Source organism: Acinetobacter sp. BD54, from assembly GCF_044778325.1.
GTDB classification, from domain to species: Bacteria; Pseudomonadota; Gammaproteobacteria; order Pseudomonadales; family Moraxellaceae; genus Acinetobacter; species Acinetobacter baumannii.
In genome coordinates this window covers 253,476-273,326 of the sequence record NZ_JANJEP010000001.1, presented here as the reverse complement: position 1 = coordinate 273,326, position 19,851 = coordinate 253,476, and the positions used below count along the sequence as shown (strand labels likewise).

General features: G+C 39.2%; 11 protein-coding genes. 3 read left to right on the top strand and 8 right to left on the bottom strand.

Annotated features, from left to right (window positions below):
• Positions 1 to 130: 130 nt before the first annotated feature.
• Positions 131 to 4,636 (bottom strand): translocation/assembly module TamB domain-containing protein, encoded by a 4,506-nt coding sequence (locus tag NQ782_RS01350; protein WP_031976452.1) that lies wholly within the window; start codon positions 4,634 to 4,636, stop codon positions 131 to 133.
• 26 nt (positions 4,637 to 4,662) lie between these two features.
• On the bottom strand, positions 4,663 to 7,383 hold the full coding sequence (locus NQ782_RS01345; RefSeq protein ID WP_031993104.1) for an autotransporter assembly complex family protein: 2,721 nt from the start codon (positions 7,381 to 7,383) through the stop codon (positions 4,663 to 4,665).
• Between the two features lie 165 nt (positions 7,384 to 7,548).
• Between NQ782_RS01345 and NQ782_RS01340 the strand changes: the two genes are divergently transcribed.
• Both NQ782_RS01340 and coq7 read left to right on the top strand, forming a co-directional pair.
• The gene (locus NQ782_RS01340; protein WP_086231038.1) at positions 7,549 to 8,871 is read left to right on the top strand and encodes an MFS transporter; all 1,323 of its coding nucleotides are present in this window, start codon (positions 7,549 to 7,551) and stop codon (positions 8,869 to 8,871) included.
• Between the two features lie 3 nt (positions 8,872 to 8,874).
• Entirely contained in the window at positions 8,875 to 9,510 is a 636-nt protein-coding gene (gene coq7, locus NQ782_RS01335; protein WP_001216787.1) for a 2-polyprenyl-3-methyl-6-methoxy-1,4-benzoquinone monooxygenase, read from the top strand.
• A gap of 46 nt (positions 9,511 to 9,556) precedes the next feature.
• Here the strand turns inward: coq7 and NQ782_RS01330 are convergent, their stop codons facing one another.
• On the bottom strand, positions 9,557 to 10,105 hold the full coding sequence (locus NQ782_RS01330; protein WP_000789247.1) for a DUF2799 domain-containing protein: 549 nt from the start codon (positions 10,103 to 10,105) through the stop codon (positions 9,557 to 9,559).
• A gap of 407 nt (positions 10,106 to 10,512) precedes the next feature.
• On the opposite strand from NQ782_RS01330, the gene NQ782_RS01325 reads away from it, so the two are divergent.
• The gene (locus NQ782_RS01325; RefSeq protein WP_057092824.1) at positions 10,513 to 11,934 is read left to right on the top strand and encodes a glutamine synthetase family protein; all 1,422 of its coding nucleotides are present in this window, start codon (positions 10,513 to 10,515) and stop codon (positions 11,932 to 11,934) included.
• A 77-nt stretch (positions 11,935 to 12,011) separates the two neighbouring features.
• Here NQ782_RS01325 and NQ782_RS01320 read toward each other — a convergent pair whose 3' ends face one another.
• The 5 genes from NQ782_RS01320 to kdpA are packed head-to-tail and all read right to left on the bottom strand — an operon-like array spanning position 12,012 to position 19,809.
• A complete protein-coding gene (locus NQ782_RS01320) occupies positions 12,012 to 12,728 on the bottom strand; it encodes a response regulator (protein WP_000625753.1) in 717 nt (238 codons plus the stop codon).
• A gap of 11 nt (positions 12,729 to 12,739) precedes the next feature.
• On the bottom strand, positions 12,740 to 15,394 hold the full coding sequence (locus NQ782_RS01315; protein ID WP_057092826.1) for a sensor histidine kinase KdpD: 2,655 nt from the start codon (positions 15,392 to 15,394) through the stop codon (positions 12,740 to 12,742).
• Between the two features lie 38 nt (positions 15,395 to 15,432).
• Positions 15,433 to 16,038: a potassium-transporting ATPase subunit KdpC gene (gene kdpC, locus NQ782_RS01310; RefSeq protein WP_000860564.1), complete on the bottom strand. Its 606-nt coding sequence runs from the start codon at positions 16,036 to 16,038 to the stop codon at positions 15,433 to 15,435.
• 13 nt (positions 16,039 to 16,051) lie between these two features.
• Positions 16,052 to 18,091, bottom strand: a complete 2,040-nt coding sequence (gene kdpB / locus NQ782_RS01305) for a potassium-transporting ATPase subunit KdpB (protein ID WP_086231037.1) — start codon at positions 18,089 to 18,091, stop codon at positions 16,052 to 16,054.
• An 8-nt stretch (positions 18,092 to 18,099) separates the two neighbouring features.
• Positions 18,100 to 19,809 carry a potassium-transporting ATPase subunit KdpA gene (gene kdpA, locus NQ782_RS01300; RefSeq protein WP_267581170.1) on the bottom strand — a complete coding sequence of 570 codons (1,710 nt, stop codon included), beginning with the start codon at positions 19,807 to 19,809 and terminating at the stop codon, positions 18,100 to 18,102.
• Positions 19,810 to 19,851: the final 42 nt, after the last annotated feature.

The following is a 19,851-nucleotide window of genomic DNA, read 5'->3' as shown; positions in this document are numbered from 1 at the left end:
CTATGCTGCCCACATCATACTGAATCTGACAGACTTTGCAAAAATTCTACTTAATATGTCTTTATTTTTGCCCATCCTTCAATAAAAAACCGAGATGTTTTCATCTCGGTTTTTAGTGTTCTTAAAGCATTTAGAATCGCCAATTGTAGAATAAATCTATTGCTCGTTCTAAAGATTGACTTGCTTCCAAATACAAACGGCGGTTCATTTGATAACGCAACGTCAGTTTATTGACTGGAGTAAACACACCCACACCATATCGAATAAATAAATCAGGTGTAATGTAACCAGTTAAGCTTACTTGAGTATCATCCCCTGTACCTTGAGCATCTAATGCAAGACCACTCAGACCAAAAGTACGTCCAATTTGATTCGTTAAAGCACGAGTACCACCCAAGCCCATACTAATACCAGCAGCAGCAATTGTATTGTTCACATCAGATTTAAAGCCTTCTGCATTACTTAAACCACTTGCACCTTCATTAATACGCCCTGTCACGAGTGCATTTAATGCCTCTTGCTCAGAAAGGCCTGCATCATTATAAACTTGAATGTTTGGTGATGAAGCAGTACCAGTGACACGAACCCCAACCATACTACCCTGAACATTTTTATTCGCATCAATATCTAACGTCGGGTTTGCTAATGGACCATTAAAACGGGCAATTGCACGATTTAAATCCAGGCTTTGACCATAGGCCTCAATTTTCACTTTTTGACTTACACCAATAGCACCCATTGCTCGCATTGCCGTTTCATAACCGCGTTGGGTTAAATTCAAACGACCCACTAAAGGAATATTACTATTAAAGCCTTGGAAGATGACTTGATTGCCAATATTTACTGAGATATCTGCACGGATATCCCACGGTTTTGCCGCACGTAAAATTGCAAGTGGGTCCTGACCTTGGCGAACAATACGAACATCTGAAGATGTGTTAACCACTGGTGCAGTTGTTTCAGGCATTGAAATACGTGCACGAGGAACATCTACTGATCCTTTCAAGCTTAAACGCTTATCAAAAGGATACATATCAAGTGTCAAATTCGGATTTGCAATAGCTGTAATTAATGGAGCTTGACGTACAAGTAAGTTATCACCTTTTAAGTTTAACTGTAGACGCGGCGCATTTTTCCAGTCAAAACTACCTTTAAGTAACCCTACACCTTGTCCACTATTGAATGCACCATCAATTGTTGCCATGTCCTGACGAATAGATGAATACACCTGTACATTGGTTAAATTAACCGGCAGGGAAATCATACTGATCGCCCCGTTTTTCAAACGCATTTCGCCCGTAAACTGTGGCTGGGTCAAAGTACCATTCACTTTGCCAGCTAAGGCTAAGGTACCACTCATTGAACGTACATCTTGAATGAATGGTTTTAACACTTTTAACTGTACATCGTTAAAAGCTACCTCTCCATGCATCGGCATAGATGATTGGTATGGATTAATAATAACATTCGCATATCCTGTACCAATATCAGGTGTTTTTACATCGACACGGAACAATAAGCCTTCTGAAATACTTTTTGCAATTACACTCAGTTCATCATAAGCCAAAGTAGTCGGTGGATCTTGCGGGTCTTCCGCTGCTAGGCCCAGTTCACCTTTTCTTGTCACTAAGCGTGCATCAAGCTTAGGATGCCCACCATTTACCCAAGAAGCTTTAGCATAACCATTAAGTTGGCCAGTCATAGCCAAACCTTCCGGCATGAACGCAGCAAAATCGCCTAAATCTAGATTCTGAGTAACAAATGAAATATTGCCTTGCGCTTTACTCACACGCACAGGCTGGTCAAGACACAACTGGCTATTTGTACTTTGCCAGCAATGTTGTCCAACATATAATTCAGAACGTGCCGATGAGAAAACAACTGGTGCATTTTGATTTTGTGCTAGACGAATCCGGCGTGAATCAAAACTTCCTTTTTGAATTTGCCCTAACCAATCATTCTTCGCATTAAATCCACCTGCTAACTGAACATAGAATTTAGAAACATTATTATTTCCTTGCACTTTTAATAAATGTGCTTTTCTTGTTCCTGTTAAATTCACCTCAGCAGACTGAATTTGACGGCTACCACTACGTAAATTGTCTAATTTTGCTGTTAACTGAGTTGGTGTTGTTTCGGAAGTAGGCAATTCACCCTGGATACGAAGTTTTTTAATACTGACTAATGTATTAAATGCAAAATTATCAACCGCAATATTCGCCGTAGCTTTCAAACGCGGTTGAGATTGGACACTCAAGTCTCCATATGCACGCCCACTTAAACCCGGATACAACTCATAAAGCGCAGGGGCATTCAGCTTAATTTTTAAATTCTGTGCATTACCAGTCGCCTGCAACTGGTTTTGCGCATAAACTAAAAATAGATTATTTGCTTCAAATTGCTGAGGTAAAAAGCCTTTTTGGTTCGAATCCATAAGTATGGATAAGTTACCTTTACCTCTGACTGGCTTATTATTCAAATAACCCGCAAGGTTCAATTGTTGAATATCAATACGCTTTAACTTGTCAGACCAGATGCCTTGTGTTTTTACATTTCCTGAAATTTCGCCTTTTACACTAGAGGCAAAATATTGAGGTTTAAAGCGTACTAACGAGCTATTAATATCCCAAGCAATACGGTCTTTTAAATTTAATGCCCCAGTCGCATAGATTTTCCCAGCAACACCATCATGTTGTAACTGACTAATTCGGATAAATTCTGGGGTACCTGCAATAGAAAACTTTAATAGTCCATTGGCTTGATTAAGCGCTTTTAAAGATCCGTCATAATTGACAGCAAAGCCTTTAAAACCGCCACCTGCTTTAACATCATTAAATAATAAAGCTGCTGTACTTTTTCCAGCTAGCGCAACCATTTCTTGACCTGCTTGAGCCAAGCGACCTTTTAAATCAATTTTTTCAAGCTGAATAATTTGTTGATTTGGCTTTGCAAAACCGCTGGCTTTAATTGATCCGTTGAGCAAGTTAACTGGTGCCGCTGTATGTATACTTTGTGGATTAAAGTCTTTTGCATTTAATAATGCATTCCATGCCAGCTGACGTTTTTCACTTGGTAATAAGACTTTGGCCTGACCTGTGAGGCTACCCTTTTGAGCCGCAAAACTAAAACTAGGAACATTAAGAATATTATCTTTAACATTCAAAGTTGCTAAATATTGTCCAGCCGGTAATAAGGTCTGTTCATGCTGATATACTTTTGTCGAAACTTTAATATCTTGCTGACCATCTCGCAAAGTCAAATCAACTTGACCACTATCACTACTTAACCAACCTATATATGGCATAGCACGATCTATATTTGCCCAAGCCACATTCATAAACATTGGTTGTGGCTTCTTATTCTTTTCAGGTGCTTGGTTTAGTTTAAGTTTCCAAGATTCATAGCGGTCAAAGTCTACATTGGCAAATACTTCCGTACCTTTTTCCAAAGAGCCAGTTGAAGAAACGGCTGCATCTAGACTTGGCGGCAAGAAATCCTGAACGACCTGTGGAATAGCTTTGTCTTTAGGATTAACATGATCTAGGCGACCTTTGATGTCCCAAGTGACATGATCTTTCCAGTTCACTAATCCTTTAAGATTAACTGCACCCTTCATGACCTGCCCGTTAAAATCAGTAATATTCAACTGATGAACCAGATCAGTATTCATTAAGGCGTTGTACTGGCCTTCAGGTAAATTCTCCCCTTTTAAATCTGTCTCAAGCGCTAAGTTGAGTTGCTTAACATCACCCTGAAATTTAATTACACCGTTTTTAGCAAATAATTTTTGCTCAACCAGTAAAGGCAAGTGATAATTTTTGAGTAATAATGCACCTTGCATAGGCACTTCATGACGAACAGGATGTAAAACAACCCAACCTGTTAATAAATCTGGTGTTGTCGTTGCTACACCGGCTTGCAAGGTATCTAAACTACCTCGCGCTGCCACCTTGATATTTTGGATGTTTAAACTTTTTAAAGAAGGAATTCTTAAATCTGCAGTCGCATTCAGTGGGTATTTGCCGCTAAAGTCCATATTTCCTGTTGCGTTATGAACAGAAAGATACCCCATATCCATACTTGAATTTTCAAATTTCAGTTTTGTCTCTGACCACAAAGCATCATTTAGATGAACATCATGGAAATTTACGACAGAACCTGAATTTTTAATTTCTAAATGATCAACATCTCCAACATCTACACGAAGCACGAATGGTAATTTAATGGGTTTAAACTCAAATGGCTTATCTGATGGCGGCGCTTTGTTAATAATAACTAGGTTACGGACATCTGCATTGCTCAAATGCACTTCTTTTTCTAATATTAAAGAACGCCACCCTAAACGGACATCAGCTCTATCTAAAGTAACGTCAACTTCTTTTAACTGAACAATAATATTTTTAAGAATAATTCCCCTGAGTAAATTACCCCCCTCATACTCATATTTAATGACTTGCTGAGCTTGTAAAACACGATCTAATAAAAAACGGCTTCCACGGTCAGTCGACATCATAATAATGATGGAAGCAACAAGTAATAAAAGTATGATCAAGATTGTCAGCAAGAAGCTACGCAAAATACGTCGCTTCTTAGGAGAGCTAGGTGCCGAAGTGGGCTGCTGTTCTACTTCCGCCATAAAATAAACCTAATAAAATTTTATTTTTAAAGTTGTGGACCAATAAAGAAATGCAAACGAATCGGATGGTTATCATCAGAAATACCAGAAGCCACGTCTAAACGAATTGGTCCAATTGGGGACTTCCAACGAATACCGACACCAACACTATAGGCCGTCGGATTACTAAAACTCTTATCGTAAGCATTACCAAAATCAGAAAAAACAGCTGCTCGCCAACCCTCTTTGAATTGATAGTTATATTCTAAAGAGCCTACTGCTAGAGCCTGTCCACCAATCTTATATCCATTATCTTCTGGTGAAAGACTTTTATAATCAAAACCACGAATTGTCTGGTCACCACCAGTAAAGAATCTTAAATTGTATGGAACTTTATCAAACTCATCGGTAAAAATATAACTAAAATCGGACCGCCCAACAAACTGATGGTCATCATTTTCACCTAAAGAATAAATAAATCTCCAACCGGCTGTTGCAATCGCCATATTGGCATCTGAAAGTAAACTTTCGCTACCTAATTCTAATTTATAAGTTTGCTTAAAAGCTTTGGTTGGGTTTAAGCGTGTATTACTTGAGGTTTTAGAGGTCTCATAACTAAATAATAATGCTTCTTGCTCTGATGCAGCAGTTTTAAATGCATCTGGTAGCTCAGAGATATCTACATTCCCCTTTTGAGTTAGGCGGTCGAGACGATAACGTACCCCAATAGTATGTTGCCAGTTTCCGAGTGGTTTTTTAATAACTCGTTCACCCCCTAAAACTGCCGATTCTGTAAGTAAGCTTACATCCGGACCAATATCATCCCTCGTCTCACGCTCGTAACCACCCACAATATTAAAGTAATCATTTAACGGATGTTTATAAGGAATACTATAGCGCCCATCTATAGATTGACGAATTTGGGAAAGCTCCAAGTTTGCATCAAATGAATGACCGTATTTATTTACAATCGAACGTCTATATTGACTACGTAAACGGGCGCCAGTGTCGGTACCGTAACCAATACCTGTTTCCAGACTATTTAGTTTATCGGCATTTAACGTCACAATCACTGGTATACGTTTTTCTTCCCGAGCTTGAGCCTGTAAACGGTCTTGTTCAGACTCTTGTTCTTCATGCTGTACAGTTGCAGCTTTTAAAGATGCGGGTGCGGCTTGTACACTTTCAGTTCCGGCAAATTGTTTTTCATCTACCACATTTTGTGTCACTTCTTTACTTGAGGACGCCAACTGGCGTGCTTTGGCAAGTTGTTGTTGCTCTAAAGGAAGCAGCTTCGATTCGTCAATATCAACATTCTGCTGATCGACCAACGCTTGTAAATCGGGTGGTAACTCAAGTGGTTTTTCAATTGGGTCGGGTTTAATTGAATCGACCAAGGTATAGTTAAAATAGCGTGAGTTAGTCAGGTTATTTGCTAAAACATTTACACGCCAAAAAGCATAGTCATCACCCTCTTTCCACGGTGCCATGCTTTCAAGAATATTCATATTTAAAGGTAATGGTTTTGATGGATCGCTCATGCGAAACTCAACCTTACCAAGCTTATAACGCTCACCAGTCTCATACTTGAGGTTAATATCCGCTTTATTTTCAGGTTGGCTCACTTTTACGTCATGTAAACGCCAATACGCATCAAAATAACCATTATCCGATGCAGCATCGACAATTCGGCTTTTTGTGGTTTCGTAAAGGCCATGATTAAAAATATCACCTACATCTTGGTCAGGAACTAAACGAATGACCTGAAATTGTGGCTGTTTTGCACCAGCACCAGTAAATTCAATGTTTTGTTCATTAATCCGTACTGGTTCATTTGGCGTTACATTAACGCGTACGCGACTGGCACTTAACTTTTCAAAACGAAACTCAGCATTGTAATAACCTACAGCTTGAGCAGCCTGATTACTTAAGCTCCTAAGTTGCGGTAGCGCTGCATTAAAATCTTCAAATGATTCTTGGGTAAATGTAGATAATTTACCTTTGATATTTTTAGCTAAATCATCTGGCGCACCCGTAACCTCAGCAGTAATACGGGGTATCTGCTCCATTGGAATTACCCGAGGTGGACGGATTTTATTGAATATACGTCTAAAGAAACCTTTTTCTTCGGGTGGCTCATCAACGGCAGCAGTAAGCTCAGGTAAAGTTTTTCCTGTTTCATTGGCTTCAACCACAATCTTACTATCAGATTGAATCTCATGCATGAGCTGGTCAATATTTACAGGGGCCTGATTAATTTCATGTAATTCTGCTTGTGATGCGTCATTCACCACCATTTCTGGTTGTTTTTGCGTACCATTCTGGAAGTTTTGAGCCTCGTTTTTTGCCTCTTCTGCTACCCGATAAATTTCATTTGCCATATTCTGGTCAACAGGCATAACCGGTAAGTCTTCAAGATTATCAAGCGTAATTGGCTTAAATTCTTCAATCTGATTCGGAAATTGTTCTTGTTGTTGCAATATAGCCAAGCTATCTTGTTGTTGCTGTGCTTGAGTTACAAGAGTAGCGACATCGGTAATTGGAACATCACTTGGGTTATTTGTATTAGTTTGTTGTACCAATGAATCTGTTACCGTCTGGTTTGCTTCTGGTGTAACGGTCTCAGCCGAACTTTGAGCATAACAAGGAGTAACACATAAACTTAATAATAAGCTGCTACAAATAAGTTTAGGTATACTCTGCATTTTTAAGATTAAATGCATAGAGTGAGAAAGAGTTGACTGTTTAAACTTAATTTTAGAAGGCATGAAAAACTCTAAACTTATTTTTTAATAAACGCACCAATATGAGGACAAAACTCACTCAAAACCATTGATTTTTCATTTAATCAAGCGTTAAAAATATCATACATGGTTTTAGATGCAAATTAACACTCCGTCACATTTTTTTATAAAACTCAATGAAGCTTGCACATGATGAAACAAGATGAATCCCTGATGACATCACGTCGGTTTGTACCGATGTTTTTTACCCAGTTTTTTGGCGCATTAAATGACAATGTTTACAAGCAAGCTTTATTGTTAGTCATTACTTATGGTTGGATTCAGCAACAATCTGCACCAGTAAGCACACTCAATAATTTAGCAGCATTGTTGTTTATTTTGCCATATTTCTTTTTTTCAGCAACTGCCGGACAAATTGCTGATAAGTATGAACGCTCACAACTTGTCCGTGGCATAAAAATTTTAGAAATCATTATTATGCTCATCGGTTCTGCCGGTTTTTTATTGGGGCATTTATGGTTGCTTCTTTTAGCCCTATTTTTGATGGGCACACATTCAACTTTCTTTGGTCCCATTAAATATGCCATTTTGCCAGAAATCTTAAAACCACATGAACTCATGTCTGGCAATGCCCTGTTTCAGTCTGGTACATCCATGGCCATCTTATTCGGAATGATCTTGGGGGGTGCCGTAATTGCATCATCAGATGGAAACTTATTATGGATTAGTATTACTGTAGTAGCGATTGCTTGCATAGGCTATTTATTCAGCCGTTTCATCTTGCCACAAAAAGTTGCCGCACCTGATTTAGATATTGACTGGAACTTTGTTCGTACAAGCTTTCAAACTATCAAATATACCAAAAGCTTACCGTTAGTGTTTACAATTTTGTTAGGTAACTCATGGTACTGGTTTTATGGAGCGACTTATTTAACCCAAATTCCGCAGTTGACTCAACAAAACCTTCATGCATCGGAAAATGTGGTTAGCCTATTACTCACTTTCTTTTCAGTCGGTATTGGTGTGGGTTCTCTTCTTTGCCGCAAAATTGGTGGTTCAGAAATTAATATTAAAATGGTGCCAATCGGTGCAGTTGGCCTTACTGTTTTTGCGCTCTACCTTGCAGCCAGTCTGGCTTTTGTACCTGAAAGAACTGGAGCATTACTGACTTTAAAAGATGTTTTTACCCAAGGCTGGGCTTACTACCATGTCATGATTGCTGTGACTTTATTGGGTATTAGTGGCGGTTTTTATATTGTTCCTCTATATTCCATGATGCAGGCTTACTCACCACGCTCACATCGTGCCCGAGTGGTTGCAGCAAATAACATCTTAAATGCCGTTTTTATGGTTTCTTCTGCAATTTTCTCAATCTTAATCTTAAGTGTTTTAAAAATTGATATTAAAATACTATTTATTATTACAGCTGTACTTAGTGCAATCTTTAGTATATGGCTTCTTGCCCGACTAAAACCAATGCTTGCCACAGCACATCTTTCTTTGGAGGACTAATTTATGCGCCACTATACTGGAATTGATCAACTTATTAACTCTTTTGATCAAGCATTACGTAGTCTTGTTCCGGGTGCAACAGCAGCGCAGCGCCAAAATCCAGCTGAAACAGTAGAAGCAAAACTTGGTGTAGAAGATGCTCGCCATGTTGCAGGTTTAATGCGTGTTAACCACAGTGGTGAAGTGTGTGCTCAAGCACTTTATCATGGGCAAGCATTGACAGCGAAATTGCCAAATGTACGCCGCGAAATGCAACAGGCAGCGATTGAAGAACAAGACCATTTAGCTTGGTGTGAAGACCGTTTAAAAGAGCTAAATAGTCATACAAGCTTATTGAACCCGATTTGGTATGGCCTTTCATATGGTATGGGTGCTCTTGCCGGTATTGCAGGTGATAAATATAGCTTAGGTTTTGTTGCTGAAACTGAACGTCAAGTTAGTCTACATTTGCAAGATCACTTAAACCAGTTACCAGCTCAAGATGAACGCTCGCGCAAAATTCTAGAGCAAATGAATGAAGATGAATTGCATCACCGTCATACTGCACTTGAAGCAGGTGGTGTTGAATTACCATATGCAGTAAAAATCACGATGACTGCTATTTCAAAGTTAATGACAAAAACGAGTTATTATCTTTAAAAAAACAAAGGATTGATCTCAAACAGATCAATCCTTTTTTAAAATATTATTTTAATCCATGATCATATTTAAAACGTTCGATATCTCGAATTGAGTTCCAATAGTTTCTGTTAATACGGTCACGATCAATTTGTAATTCTCTTAAAAGTTTACGATAGCGTTCGCGCTCTTCTGGCTTTAATTTTTCGTTATAAGCGCTATCAGAATATTGCTTAAACTTCTCGTCATAACGATCATATTCAGCTTTTGCATTGTAGTAATCTGAGGCAGCTCGATAATAAGGTCTTAAACGATTACGCTGCTCAACTGGGCATACATTAATATTACCGTTACCTTCTAAAGCGTTATAAAAAATATTTGCTGGCTGGCAATAATAACCTAGGCCTTCTTTATACCCACGTTCATATGACTTTTGATCTGGAACAATATTGGCTTTTCCACATGCTTTGTAATATTGATCTAAACGTGGCGAAGAACCTTTCGAACCATCTTTCTCACCCACTAATGACCAATTCGCAGTCTTACATTCTTCTACGCTCATTGCAGCACAACCTGAAAGGCTGATTGCTAAAATGGCTAAACCGATATTTTTCATATTAAGAGAACTCAAAAATAAAAATTAAAAAAACGCAAAAAATAAAATTCCAGTACATACACTATATAAGTCTTGCTCAATTCAAGATTTATACATAAATGTTTAACTGGATAAGATTTTAAGTTTAAAGCAGTTTGACCATCTCACCAAATTTAAGGATCACAATTCCTAATTATGTTTAATTTTAAAAGCGAAATCATGAACGATCAGACAACTCTTTGATGGCCCTTATACGTTAATTTTACTTTAAAACCTTACCACAAAAATAACAATTAACTTATTGATTACTAATATAAAAAACTAAATCCACTTATAAATAAACTATTTATTATTTTACTATTTTTTTACGGGATTAACGCCAAAGGCTACGGTAGGATTTGAGCTAAATAACCACCAAGGTTTTTATAATGAGTACTCATATTTACCCAAATTTAAACTTAAAAGATCCTCACTTTAAGGCATTTAAAATATCAGATGATTTTATTCCACAAACGCAAATTCATACGTTCAACTCAGAGCTTTTTTTGAAAGAAGTTGATGAATATTTAAGTTTATATCCTCACACTCAGCACATTGATATTTGTCTACATGACTTAAACGGGCATATTCGTGGCAAACGTATTGACGTTAAGAGTCTAAAAAATCTATCGAATGGATGTTATTTTCCTCTTTCTGTTTATGCCATGAGCCTTGATGGAAAAGTGATTGAAGAAACAGGTCTGGGAAAATATATTGGTGAACCAGATAGACTTTGCCTGCCCATTTTAGACAGCTTGCAACCCAGTGCCTTATCCCCAGAATTAAATGCTCAGCTTTACCTATCCATGCAAGAAGAAGATGGTTCAGACTGTCGCTATGAACCACGTAATATATTAAAAAAATTATTAAATCAGTTACATGCTAATAATTATTTCCCTGTCATGGCTGCCGAGCTAGAGTTTTACCTTTTCTCACCTCAGCATCAATTCGAGACATGTTCAGAAAACCAATGTTTTGATATAGATGCGCCAAATAACTATCAACAAGTCCTAGATGAAGTTGAAAAAGCAGCCTTACTACAATCAATTGAAATTACCGCAATTGTTGCGGAATCATCCCCTGGACAATACGAATTAAATCTTCAACACAGCCATGACATTTTAAAACTCTGCGATCAAATTAATGCTTTAAAAAGAATTGTAAAACAAGTCGCAAGAAAGCATGACTTAACCGCTTGTTTCATGGCGAAACCAAACTTGGCAAAGGCTGGTAGTGGCATGCATTTTCATATGAGCATGCTGAATCAATACCATCAAAATATATTTAGCTCAGAAGAAAAAGATGAGCTTTCAGCCAAATTATTGAGCGCGATTAGTGGCCTAATTGAGTTAATGCCTGCATCTATGGCGATTTTAGCGCCTAATATTAATTCTTATAGACGTTTTAAAATTGGGCATCATGTGCCATTAGAAGCCAATTGGGATACCAATAATCGTAATGTCGCAATCCGAATTCCATGCTCAGACGTACAAAATCAACGCTTAGAATATCGTGTTGCTGGTGCGGACTGTAATCCCTATCTGGTAACAGCGACTATTTTAGCGGGCGCATCTTATGGCTTATCTCATAAGTTACTGCTGCCAAAACCTGCTCATCTTTTGAAGTTTCAAGATGAGCACATTTTATTAGCCAACAACCAACCAGAAGCCTTAAAAATATTTAAAGGAAGCCTTATTTTAAAAGGATATTTAGGAGCTGACTTTGTAGAGCATTGGTACACAGTTAAACAGGCTGAATATCAAAGTATTTACAGCCAAATGACTGAAGCAGAACAACATTGGGATATTTGAATAAAATAAACAAAAAACTATAAACCACTTTGCAAACCCTTAGGGAGAAATACCCTAAGGTTTTTTTTTACATCTAATTAATGATTTTTCTGCTTAGCTAAAAAACGTAATCCTACACCAGGTTCAGTAGCAATATAGCGTGGCTGAATTGCGTTATCCCCCAGTTTACTGCGTAACTTGCCCACTAAAATACGTAAATAGTGCGTATCTTCCTGATGAGTTGGCCCCCATAGTTCTTTTAAAAGCTGTGGCTGTGTTAAAAGTTGCCCTTGATAGCGCATTAATAGGGTCAAAAGTTGAAACTCTTTTCGAGTTAAAGTAATTGGCTGTTGCTCGACCCAAACCAAACGTTGCGTGACATCGACTTTAAGATAACCATCGTCATAGACATGCGCTTCTTGCTGTATGGGTTGATTTCTTAAAATGACACGGATACGTGCCAAAAGCTCTTGCACACTAAACGGCTTGGTCATGTAATCATTTGCGCCAGCATCGAGCAAAGCAACTTTTTCATACTCATCGGCACGTACAGATAGCACAATAACCGGCACATTTGACCAGCTACGTAACTCTTGAAGCACTTCTTTTCCATCTAAATCGGGTAAGCCTAAGTCTAGAATCACCAAATCAGCTCCTTGGGTTGCCAAAGTCTCTAGGCCTTTGTAACCCGTTTCGCAGAGCGTAGTTTTGTATTTTTGAGTTCTTAAAGCAATGTCTAGAAATTTACGGATTTGAGGCTCATCATCAATAATCACAATACGTGTTTCTACAGGTGATGTTTCTGAACTTATCATGAATTTACAACTTATTCTTTTACTGGATGAAGGGGTAATTTGATTTGAATTAAAGTACCTTTATTTTGGCGCCCTGAAAATGCTTCTATTGTACCCATATGAGCACCAATAATCGCTTTTACGATTGTAAGCCCTAAACCAGTACCAAACTTTCCACGGTCTCCTCGTTCCATCGTATAAAACATATCGAAAATGCGGTGTCTTTCGTCTTCAGGGATTCCTGCACCTTTATCTTCAATTTCTATTTTTACTTCATCTTCTGACACAAGATGAGTACGAATCATGACTGGTTCATCTGGAGGTGAAAAGTTTGCCGCATTTTCTAAAACATTAAAAATAGCTTGCTCTACCAGTGCTGGGTGGACATACAAACTAATCGGTTGCTCAGGTAACTGAACGACCACTTGCGTATCTGGTTTATAACGCTTTAAACGGCGGGTTGCCGAACCAATTAATTCATCCACCCCAATCCAGTCCCTTTTTAAAGTTAGACCTTCGTGTCCCAAACGGGTCATATCAAGCAAGTTTTGAATATAACGGTCTAAGCGCTCACCTTCTAAATGAATTGTTTCAAGCAGATCTTGTTGGTCTTGTTCTGTCATTTCAGCTTTAAAATTGGCAAGTGTGTCTGCTGCTCCAATAATAGAAGCGAGTGGCGAGCGTAAATCATGCGATACCGAAGATAATAAAGCAGAACGTAAGCGCTCTGTTTCACTGGTGACTTTTGCTTGTTCAAGCTCATTCACCAATTGGGTTCGCAGTACTGCCTGTGCAATATATTCACTTACACTTTCAGTCAATTTCTTTTGCTCAAAATTTAGAGAAACTACGTCATCCTTAAAGTAAATTCCCACAATACCTAGGCTATTTTTCTGCTCTAAAAGTGGTAAAAACCACCAGTTTGATTGACTCAGAGTATCGGTAAAACGTCCGCACGGCTGCTTGTGTTTCAAACACCATTCTGCGGCTACTTTTTCTTTATCATTTAGCTCAATATCAGATGAAATAACTTTATCTCGAATAGAAATCCACACTTTAGTTTGAAGTTGTGTTTCTAAAGTCATACGTCCTGTTTGCATGACTTCTTCAAGGTTTACTGCGCTAGAAAGCTTACGCGCCAAGTCTTGCATTACCGTAGTGTAGGCATTCGCAGCTTTTAAAGACAAAACTTGCTGGCGTAACTGAGAAGCTAAACGGCCAGCAATTAAAGCTGCTGCAAAAAAAGCAACAACGGTGACTACCCCTTGGTGTGCTGAAATCTGAAAGGTATAACGCGGGGCAATAAAGAAAAAATTATAGGCTAAGAAACAAATAAGAGCAGCCACTACTGCAGCGAGCATTCGGGTCTTAGTTGCAACAATTAAAACAGAAATAATAAAAATGACAGAGAAGTCTTCAATACCAAATAGAACTTCTGCGAAGTGAGCTATAAAAATACTTGCGCATGTAACAGCTAAAACAAAAACACTTTCTTTTAATGATAAAAATGAAGGTTTTCCGAACTGATTAATCTTTTTAGTGCCCTGTTCTGGGTGCAAAATGGTTAAAGCAATCGAGTTTTCTTGATTTAATAATTGCTGAGCTAAATTTTTCTTAAATAACTTTAACCACCACGGTGAAATACTTTTACCAATCACCAGATTGGAAATACCTCGGTCAACGGCGGCATCCATTAACACTGACGCAACTCGCGGCCCATATAAAACCTCTGTTCGGCCACCGAGTTGCCGAGCCAACTCAAACGCACGGTCAATCTCGATGTATTCTTTTTTATAAGAACTCACTGAACTCTGCCCAAAGTCTAAACTTTTAGCAACATTCACTACAGTCCATGTAGCACCATTACGTTCTGCTAAACGGCAGCCTGCCCGTACTAAATATTCAGAAGAGCCTTGCCCATCTATCGCAATCATCAATTCATTTTGCAACGAGATAGATTTCAATCCCTTTGAGGCATAACTCTCTTTTAAGTCTGAATCGACATGCTCAGCAACGCATTGCATTGCGAGTTCACGTAATGCTGTTAAATTTGAAATGCTAAAAAAGCCTTGTAATGCCAGATTTGCTTGCTCTGGTACATAGACTTTTCCTTGATGGAGCCTTTCAATGAGTTCACTGACGGGTAAATCAATTAAGCGAATGTCCCGAATACGGTCAAATACCCGATCTGGTACCGTTTCATTTACTCGGATTCCCGTAATCTGGTACACCACATCATTTAAGCTTTCTAAATGTTGAATATTTATAGTGGTGAATACATCAATACCTGCGTCTAGCAATTCATTGACGTCTTGCCAACGTCGTTCATGGCGACTATTTGGGACGTTGCGATGAGCCAGTTCATCAACTAAAACGATTTGCGGATGCCTAAGTAAAATAGCATCCAAGTCCATTTCTTCTAAAGTATGCCCCTGATATTGCATTTCCTTTCTAGCAATTTGAGGCAACCCTTCCAAAATTTTTAGAGTTTCAATTCTTCCGTGGGTTTCAACAATACCAACAACAACATCTGTGCCCTGTTGAAATAGTTCTTTAGCGCGGGCGAGCATGGCATAGGTTTTTCCTACACCTGGTGCCGCACCAAGAAAGACCGTTAGTCGACCGGCTTGATATCTATTAACATGATTTAATAAGGCCTCAGCCTGATTTTCGCGATTGCTTTGCACTTGATATCATCCGGTAAACTAACAACTTTATTTTTAAGTTAATGTGTAGATTGTAATTGATCTAAAGCGATATTTAGCTCTAATACATTAACACGAGCTTGCCCTAGTACACCAAACTGAGCTGGTTCAATATGCTTTTGAAGTAACTCTTCTACAACTTTAGGGTCTAAATGACGCGCTTGAGCCACTCGAGCAACCTGTAACTGAGCAGATTCAGGACTAATATGCGGATCAATACCACTACCAGATTTAGTCACCAAATCACTTGGTATAGGTGTATTGCCCGTGTGATCTTGTTTTTTCACAGCAAGAATCTGAGCATCAATTTGTTGCTGTAGCTCAGGATTAGTACGCGCTAAGTTTGTACCTGCCATCGCCATCGGGTCATAAGCGACTGCTGAAGGACGTGGATGAAAATAAGCCTCTCCAACAAATGGCTGAGCAACTAATTTTGACCCTAAAACTTTATGGTCTATTTCAATCAAACTACCATTTGCTTGATTTTTGAATAACACCTGTCCCGCACCTGTAGCGATCGCACTATAAATAGCACCGCAACCCACCAGAGTAAAAATTAATAATCCCAAAGATGCTCTTAAGGTCTGACCCAAATTTGCTTCTGAATTTTGTGCATAAGTTTTCATTTCAAACTCCAGATTACAAACCAAATAATTGAACAATCACTACATCAATCGCTTTGATGGCAATAAATGGTAGAACCACACCACCCACTCCATAAATCAACATATTTCGACGTAGTAACTGAGTTGCCGTTGAAGGTTTAAATTTGACGCCTCGGAGTGCGATTGGAATTAATAGCGGGATAATAATCGCGTTAAAAATTAATGCAGATAAAATCGCGCTGTTTGGACTTGCTAAGTGCATTACATTCAATACTTGCATTTGTGGAATCGCAGCAGCGAACAATGCAGGCAAGATGGCAAAGTATTTAGAGACGTCGTTTGCCAACGAAAATGTTGTTAAAGCGCCACGGGTAATCAGCTGCTGTTTCCCAATCTCAACCACAGCAAGTAGTTTGGTTGGGTCTGAGTCTAAATCGACCATATTGCCAGCTTCTTTTGCAGCTTGTGTGCCTGAATTCATGGCTAAACCAATATCAGCTTGTGCTAATGCCGGCGCATCGTTGGTTCCGTCACCGACCATCGCAACTAAACGACCTTGTTGTTGTTCGGTGCGAATACAAGCCAATTTATCTTCTGGTTTTGCTTCGGCAATATAGTCATCTACCCCTGCTTCAGCAGCAATCGCAGCAGCAGTTAATGGGTTATCGCCTGTGACCATGACGGTTTTGATGCCCATTTCTCTTAAACGAGCAAAACGTTCTTTAATGCCGTGTTTAATCACATCTGAGAGTTCAATCACCCCCAGTACATGATGTTGATTTGCGACAACCAATGGTGTCGCACCCTTTTTGGCAACTTGCTCAACACGTGCTTTTAACTCTAAATCTTGAGAATAATCTTCATCTACAAATTTCAAGATTGCATCTAAAGCACCTTTACGAATTTGGTCACCATTCGGTAAATTCACACCAGAAATTCGAGTCGAAGCACTAAAAGAGATAAATTCAGCTTGCTCAGGTTCTTGCTGTTTTAAGCCTTGCTCTTTTGCTAACTTAACAATCGATTTACCTTCTGGTGTTGGGTCGGCAAGTGAACTTACCCAAGCAGCAGCTCTTAATTCAGACTCGGTTACCGAAGTTAAAGGATAAAAAGAAGTCGCTTGACGATCACCATAAGTAATGGTTCCTGTTTTATCGAGTAAAAGCACATCAATGTCACCCGCAACTTCGACAGCTTTACCTGATTTCGCCAAAACATTGGCTTTAAGTGCGCGGTTCATGCCCGCAATACCAATCGCAGGTAACAAGCCCCCAATAGTTGTAGGAATCAAGCAGACCAATAACGCCACGAGCACAACTGGATCAAGTTCAATATGCAAATACTTGGCAATAAATGGCAAGCTAATCACGACAATTAAAAACGTGATTGTCATCACCATTAACAAGAAGCCAAGCGCAATCTCATTCGGAGTTTTCTGGCGATTTGAGCCTTCAACCAAAGCAATCATACGGTCTAAGAAACTTTGACCAGATTCAGCAGTCACTTGCACAACAATACAATCTGTAAGTACTTTGGTTCCACCAATAACACCTGAACGGTCTGTTCCAGCTTCACGTAGCACAGGTGCTGACTCACCTGTAACAGCCGATTCATTAATAGTTGCAAAGCCTTCTACAATCTCACCGTCGGCTGGAACAAGCTCACCTGCATGTACTTCAATAAAATCATTTAAATGAAGTTCGGTCGCTGCAACTTGAGTCGCTTGACGGTCTGTCAAAGAGTTGAGTCTTCGAGCTGTTAAATTTTCTCTTGCTGCACGTAATGAAGATGCCTGCCCACGGCCTCTAGCCTCTGCAACTGCTTCGGCATAGTTAGCAAATAAAATGGTAATAAACAGAATTGCTGTAACCACTAAACCAAATAACAGCGCGGTGTAACCTAAGATTGTACTAATGCCTGTAACCACTGTTCCAAGCCATACAGTTGCCATCACAGGGTTTTTAATTGCATGCTGCGGTAGCAGTTTCACAAATGCATTTTTCCAAACTTCAAAATTTGGCACTGCCATGGTTTGTTTATGGCTATTTACATGAGTTTGTGTATTCATTTTCACTCGCCTCCTTAGCCTTTAACCAACAAAAGTTGATCGGCAATAGGCCCAAGGACAAGAACTGGCATAAATTGTAATAAGGTAAGCAACACAACAATCGTAATCAGTGTTAAAGCAAAGGTTGGAGTTTCAACCTGAAGACTACCTGCTGTTTCGGGTGCTTTTCTTTTTGCTGCTAAACGTGTCGCAATCATTAATGGCAAAATTAAGGTCGGAAAACGTCCTAACAGTAGAGCGATACTACAAGTGACATTCCACCATACAGTGTTGTCTCCAAGACCTTCAAAACCTGAACCATTGTTGGCAAATGCAGAAACATATTCGTAGAACACTTGGCTAATACCATGTGGTCCCGGATTACTAATTCCAGATATGCCTGGAACGCTGAGGCTTAATGCGGTAAATGCAAGAATGACTAAAGGTTGAATCAAGATAATAATCGCGAGCAACTTAATTTCTGCCGCTTCAATCTTGTGTCCAAACAACTCTGGAGTACGACCTGTCATTAAACCTGCAATAAACACTGCGAGTAACAGATAAATCATAAACTGTTGCAGACCACAGCCCACACCACCCCAAATGGCATTAATCAGCATGTTAATGAGTTCAACCAGCCCAGTGACCGGCGCAGAAGAATCATGCATCATATTGACCGAACCGTTATTCACCTGTGTAGTGATCGCTGCCCAAACTGCTGATGCGGCTGGTCCAAAACGTTGTTCTTTACCTTCCATTATGGCAAGTTGAGATGCTGTCGATGACATACTCTCAGACCAGACAGCCGCTGCACCTGAAATAATCGACATGAAAAGCATGCTACCAAACACAAAGTAGGCAAATTTTTTACGCTGAGTAAAATGCCCGACCATAAAAATGACTGTGATTGGAATAAGTAAGATCGCAATCATTTCTAGTAAATTAGAAAATGGTGTTGGATTTTCTAAAGGCACAGAACTATTTGGACCGTACCAACCACCACCGTTACTACCTAATTGCTTAATCGCCACCATTGGCGCAACTGGTCCTAAAGGAATTTTTTGAGTTTCAACGCTATTGGCTTTATCAATAAGCTGTACTTCTGGCCCACTCTGGAAAGTTGATGGCACGCCTTGGCTGTTAAGCAATAATGACCAGACAAAACAGAGTGGAAGCAAAAAGCGAACTGTAGGACGAATTACATCTGCCCAATAGTTACCAATTAAAATTTGATCTGGCTGCTCGGCAACATCGGCCGCAATATGGCTTGGACGCTGATAAAAGAAAGCTCTTAATGTCGCAACAACCAAAGCCAGCCCCATCATTGGAGTAATGACTTGCAAACCTACAATACCTGTCATTTGCGACAAATAAGATAATTGAGCTTGCCCAGAATAATGCTGTTGGTTGGTGTTTGTTAAAAATGAAATAACCGTGTGTAACGCTAAATCCCAACTCATATTTGGTGCATGGTTCGGGTTTAATGGTAGCCATGCTTGCGTCATAAAAATAGCAAGAATAGCCACTGCAAGAAAAATACAGCTCACAACAAATGCTAGAGAATATTGTTTCCAGTTCATTTGTTGTTGTGGAGATACACCTAATAAGCGATATACAGGATTTTCAATCCAGCGGAATAATCCATCACCCCACATCGGCTGATTTGCCATCACTTTGGATAGATATTTACCGAGGCACCATGCTAGAAAAATAGCAATAAATAAAACAAGTATAAGTTCTAACATGACTATTCTCCTCTATACTCCTTGGCTTGATTTGCCAAGCTG

Coding starts and splice junctions, on each gene's coding strand:
- coq7 (WP_001216787.1), top strand. CDS start 8,875: ATGCGCCACTATACTGGAATTGATCAACTTATTAACTCTTTTGATCAA.
- NQ782_RS01325 (WP_057092824.1), top strand. CDS start 10,513: ATGAGTACTCATATTTACCCAAATTTAAACTTAAAAGATCCTCACTTT.
- NQ782_RS01340 (WP_086231038.1), top strand. CDS start 7,549: ATGATGAAACAAGATGAATCCCTGATGACATCACGTCGGTTTGTACCG.
- NQ782_RS01350 (WP_031976452.1), bottom strand. CDS start 4,636: ATGGCGGAAGTAGAACAGCAGCCCACTTCGGCACCTAGCTCTCCTAAG.
- kdpA (WP_267581170.1), bottom strand. CDS start 19,809: ATGTTAGAACTTATACTTGTTTTATTTATTGCTATTTTTCTAGCATGG.
- NQ782_RS01320 (WP_000625753.1), bottom strand. CDS start 12,728: ATGATAAGTTCAGAAACATCACCTGTAGAAACACGTATTGTGATTATT.
- kdpC (WP_000860564.1), bottom strand. CDS start 16,038: ATGAAAACTTATGCACAAAATTCAGAAGCAAATTTGGGTCAGACCTTA.
- NQ782_RS01345 (WP_031993104.1), bottom strand. CDS start 7,383: ATGCCTTCTAAAATTAAGTTTAAACAGTCAACTCTTTCTCACTCTATG.
- NQ782_RS01330 (WP_000789247.1), bottom strand. CDS start 10,105: ATGAAAAATATCGGTTTAGCCATTTTAGCAATCAGCCTTTCAGGTTGT.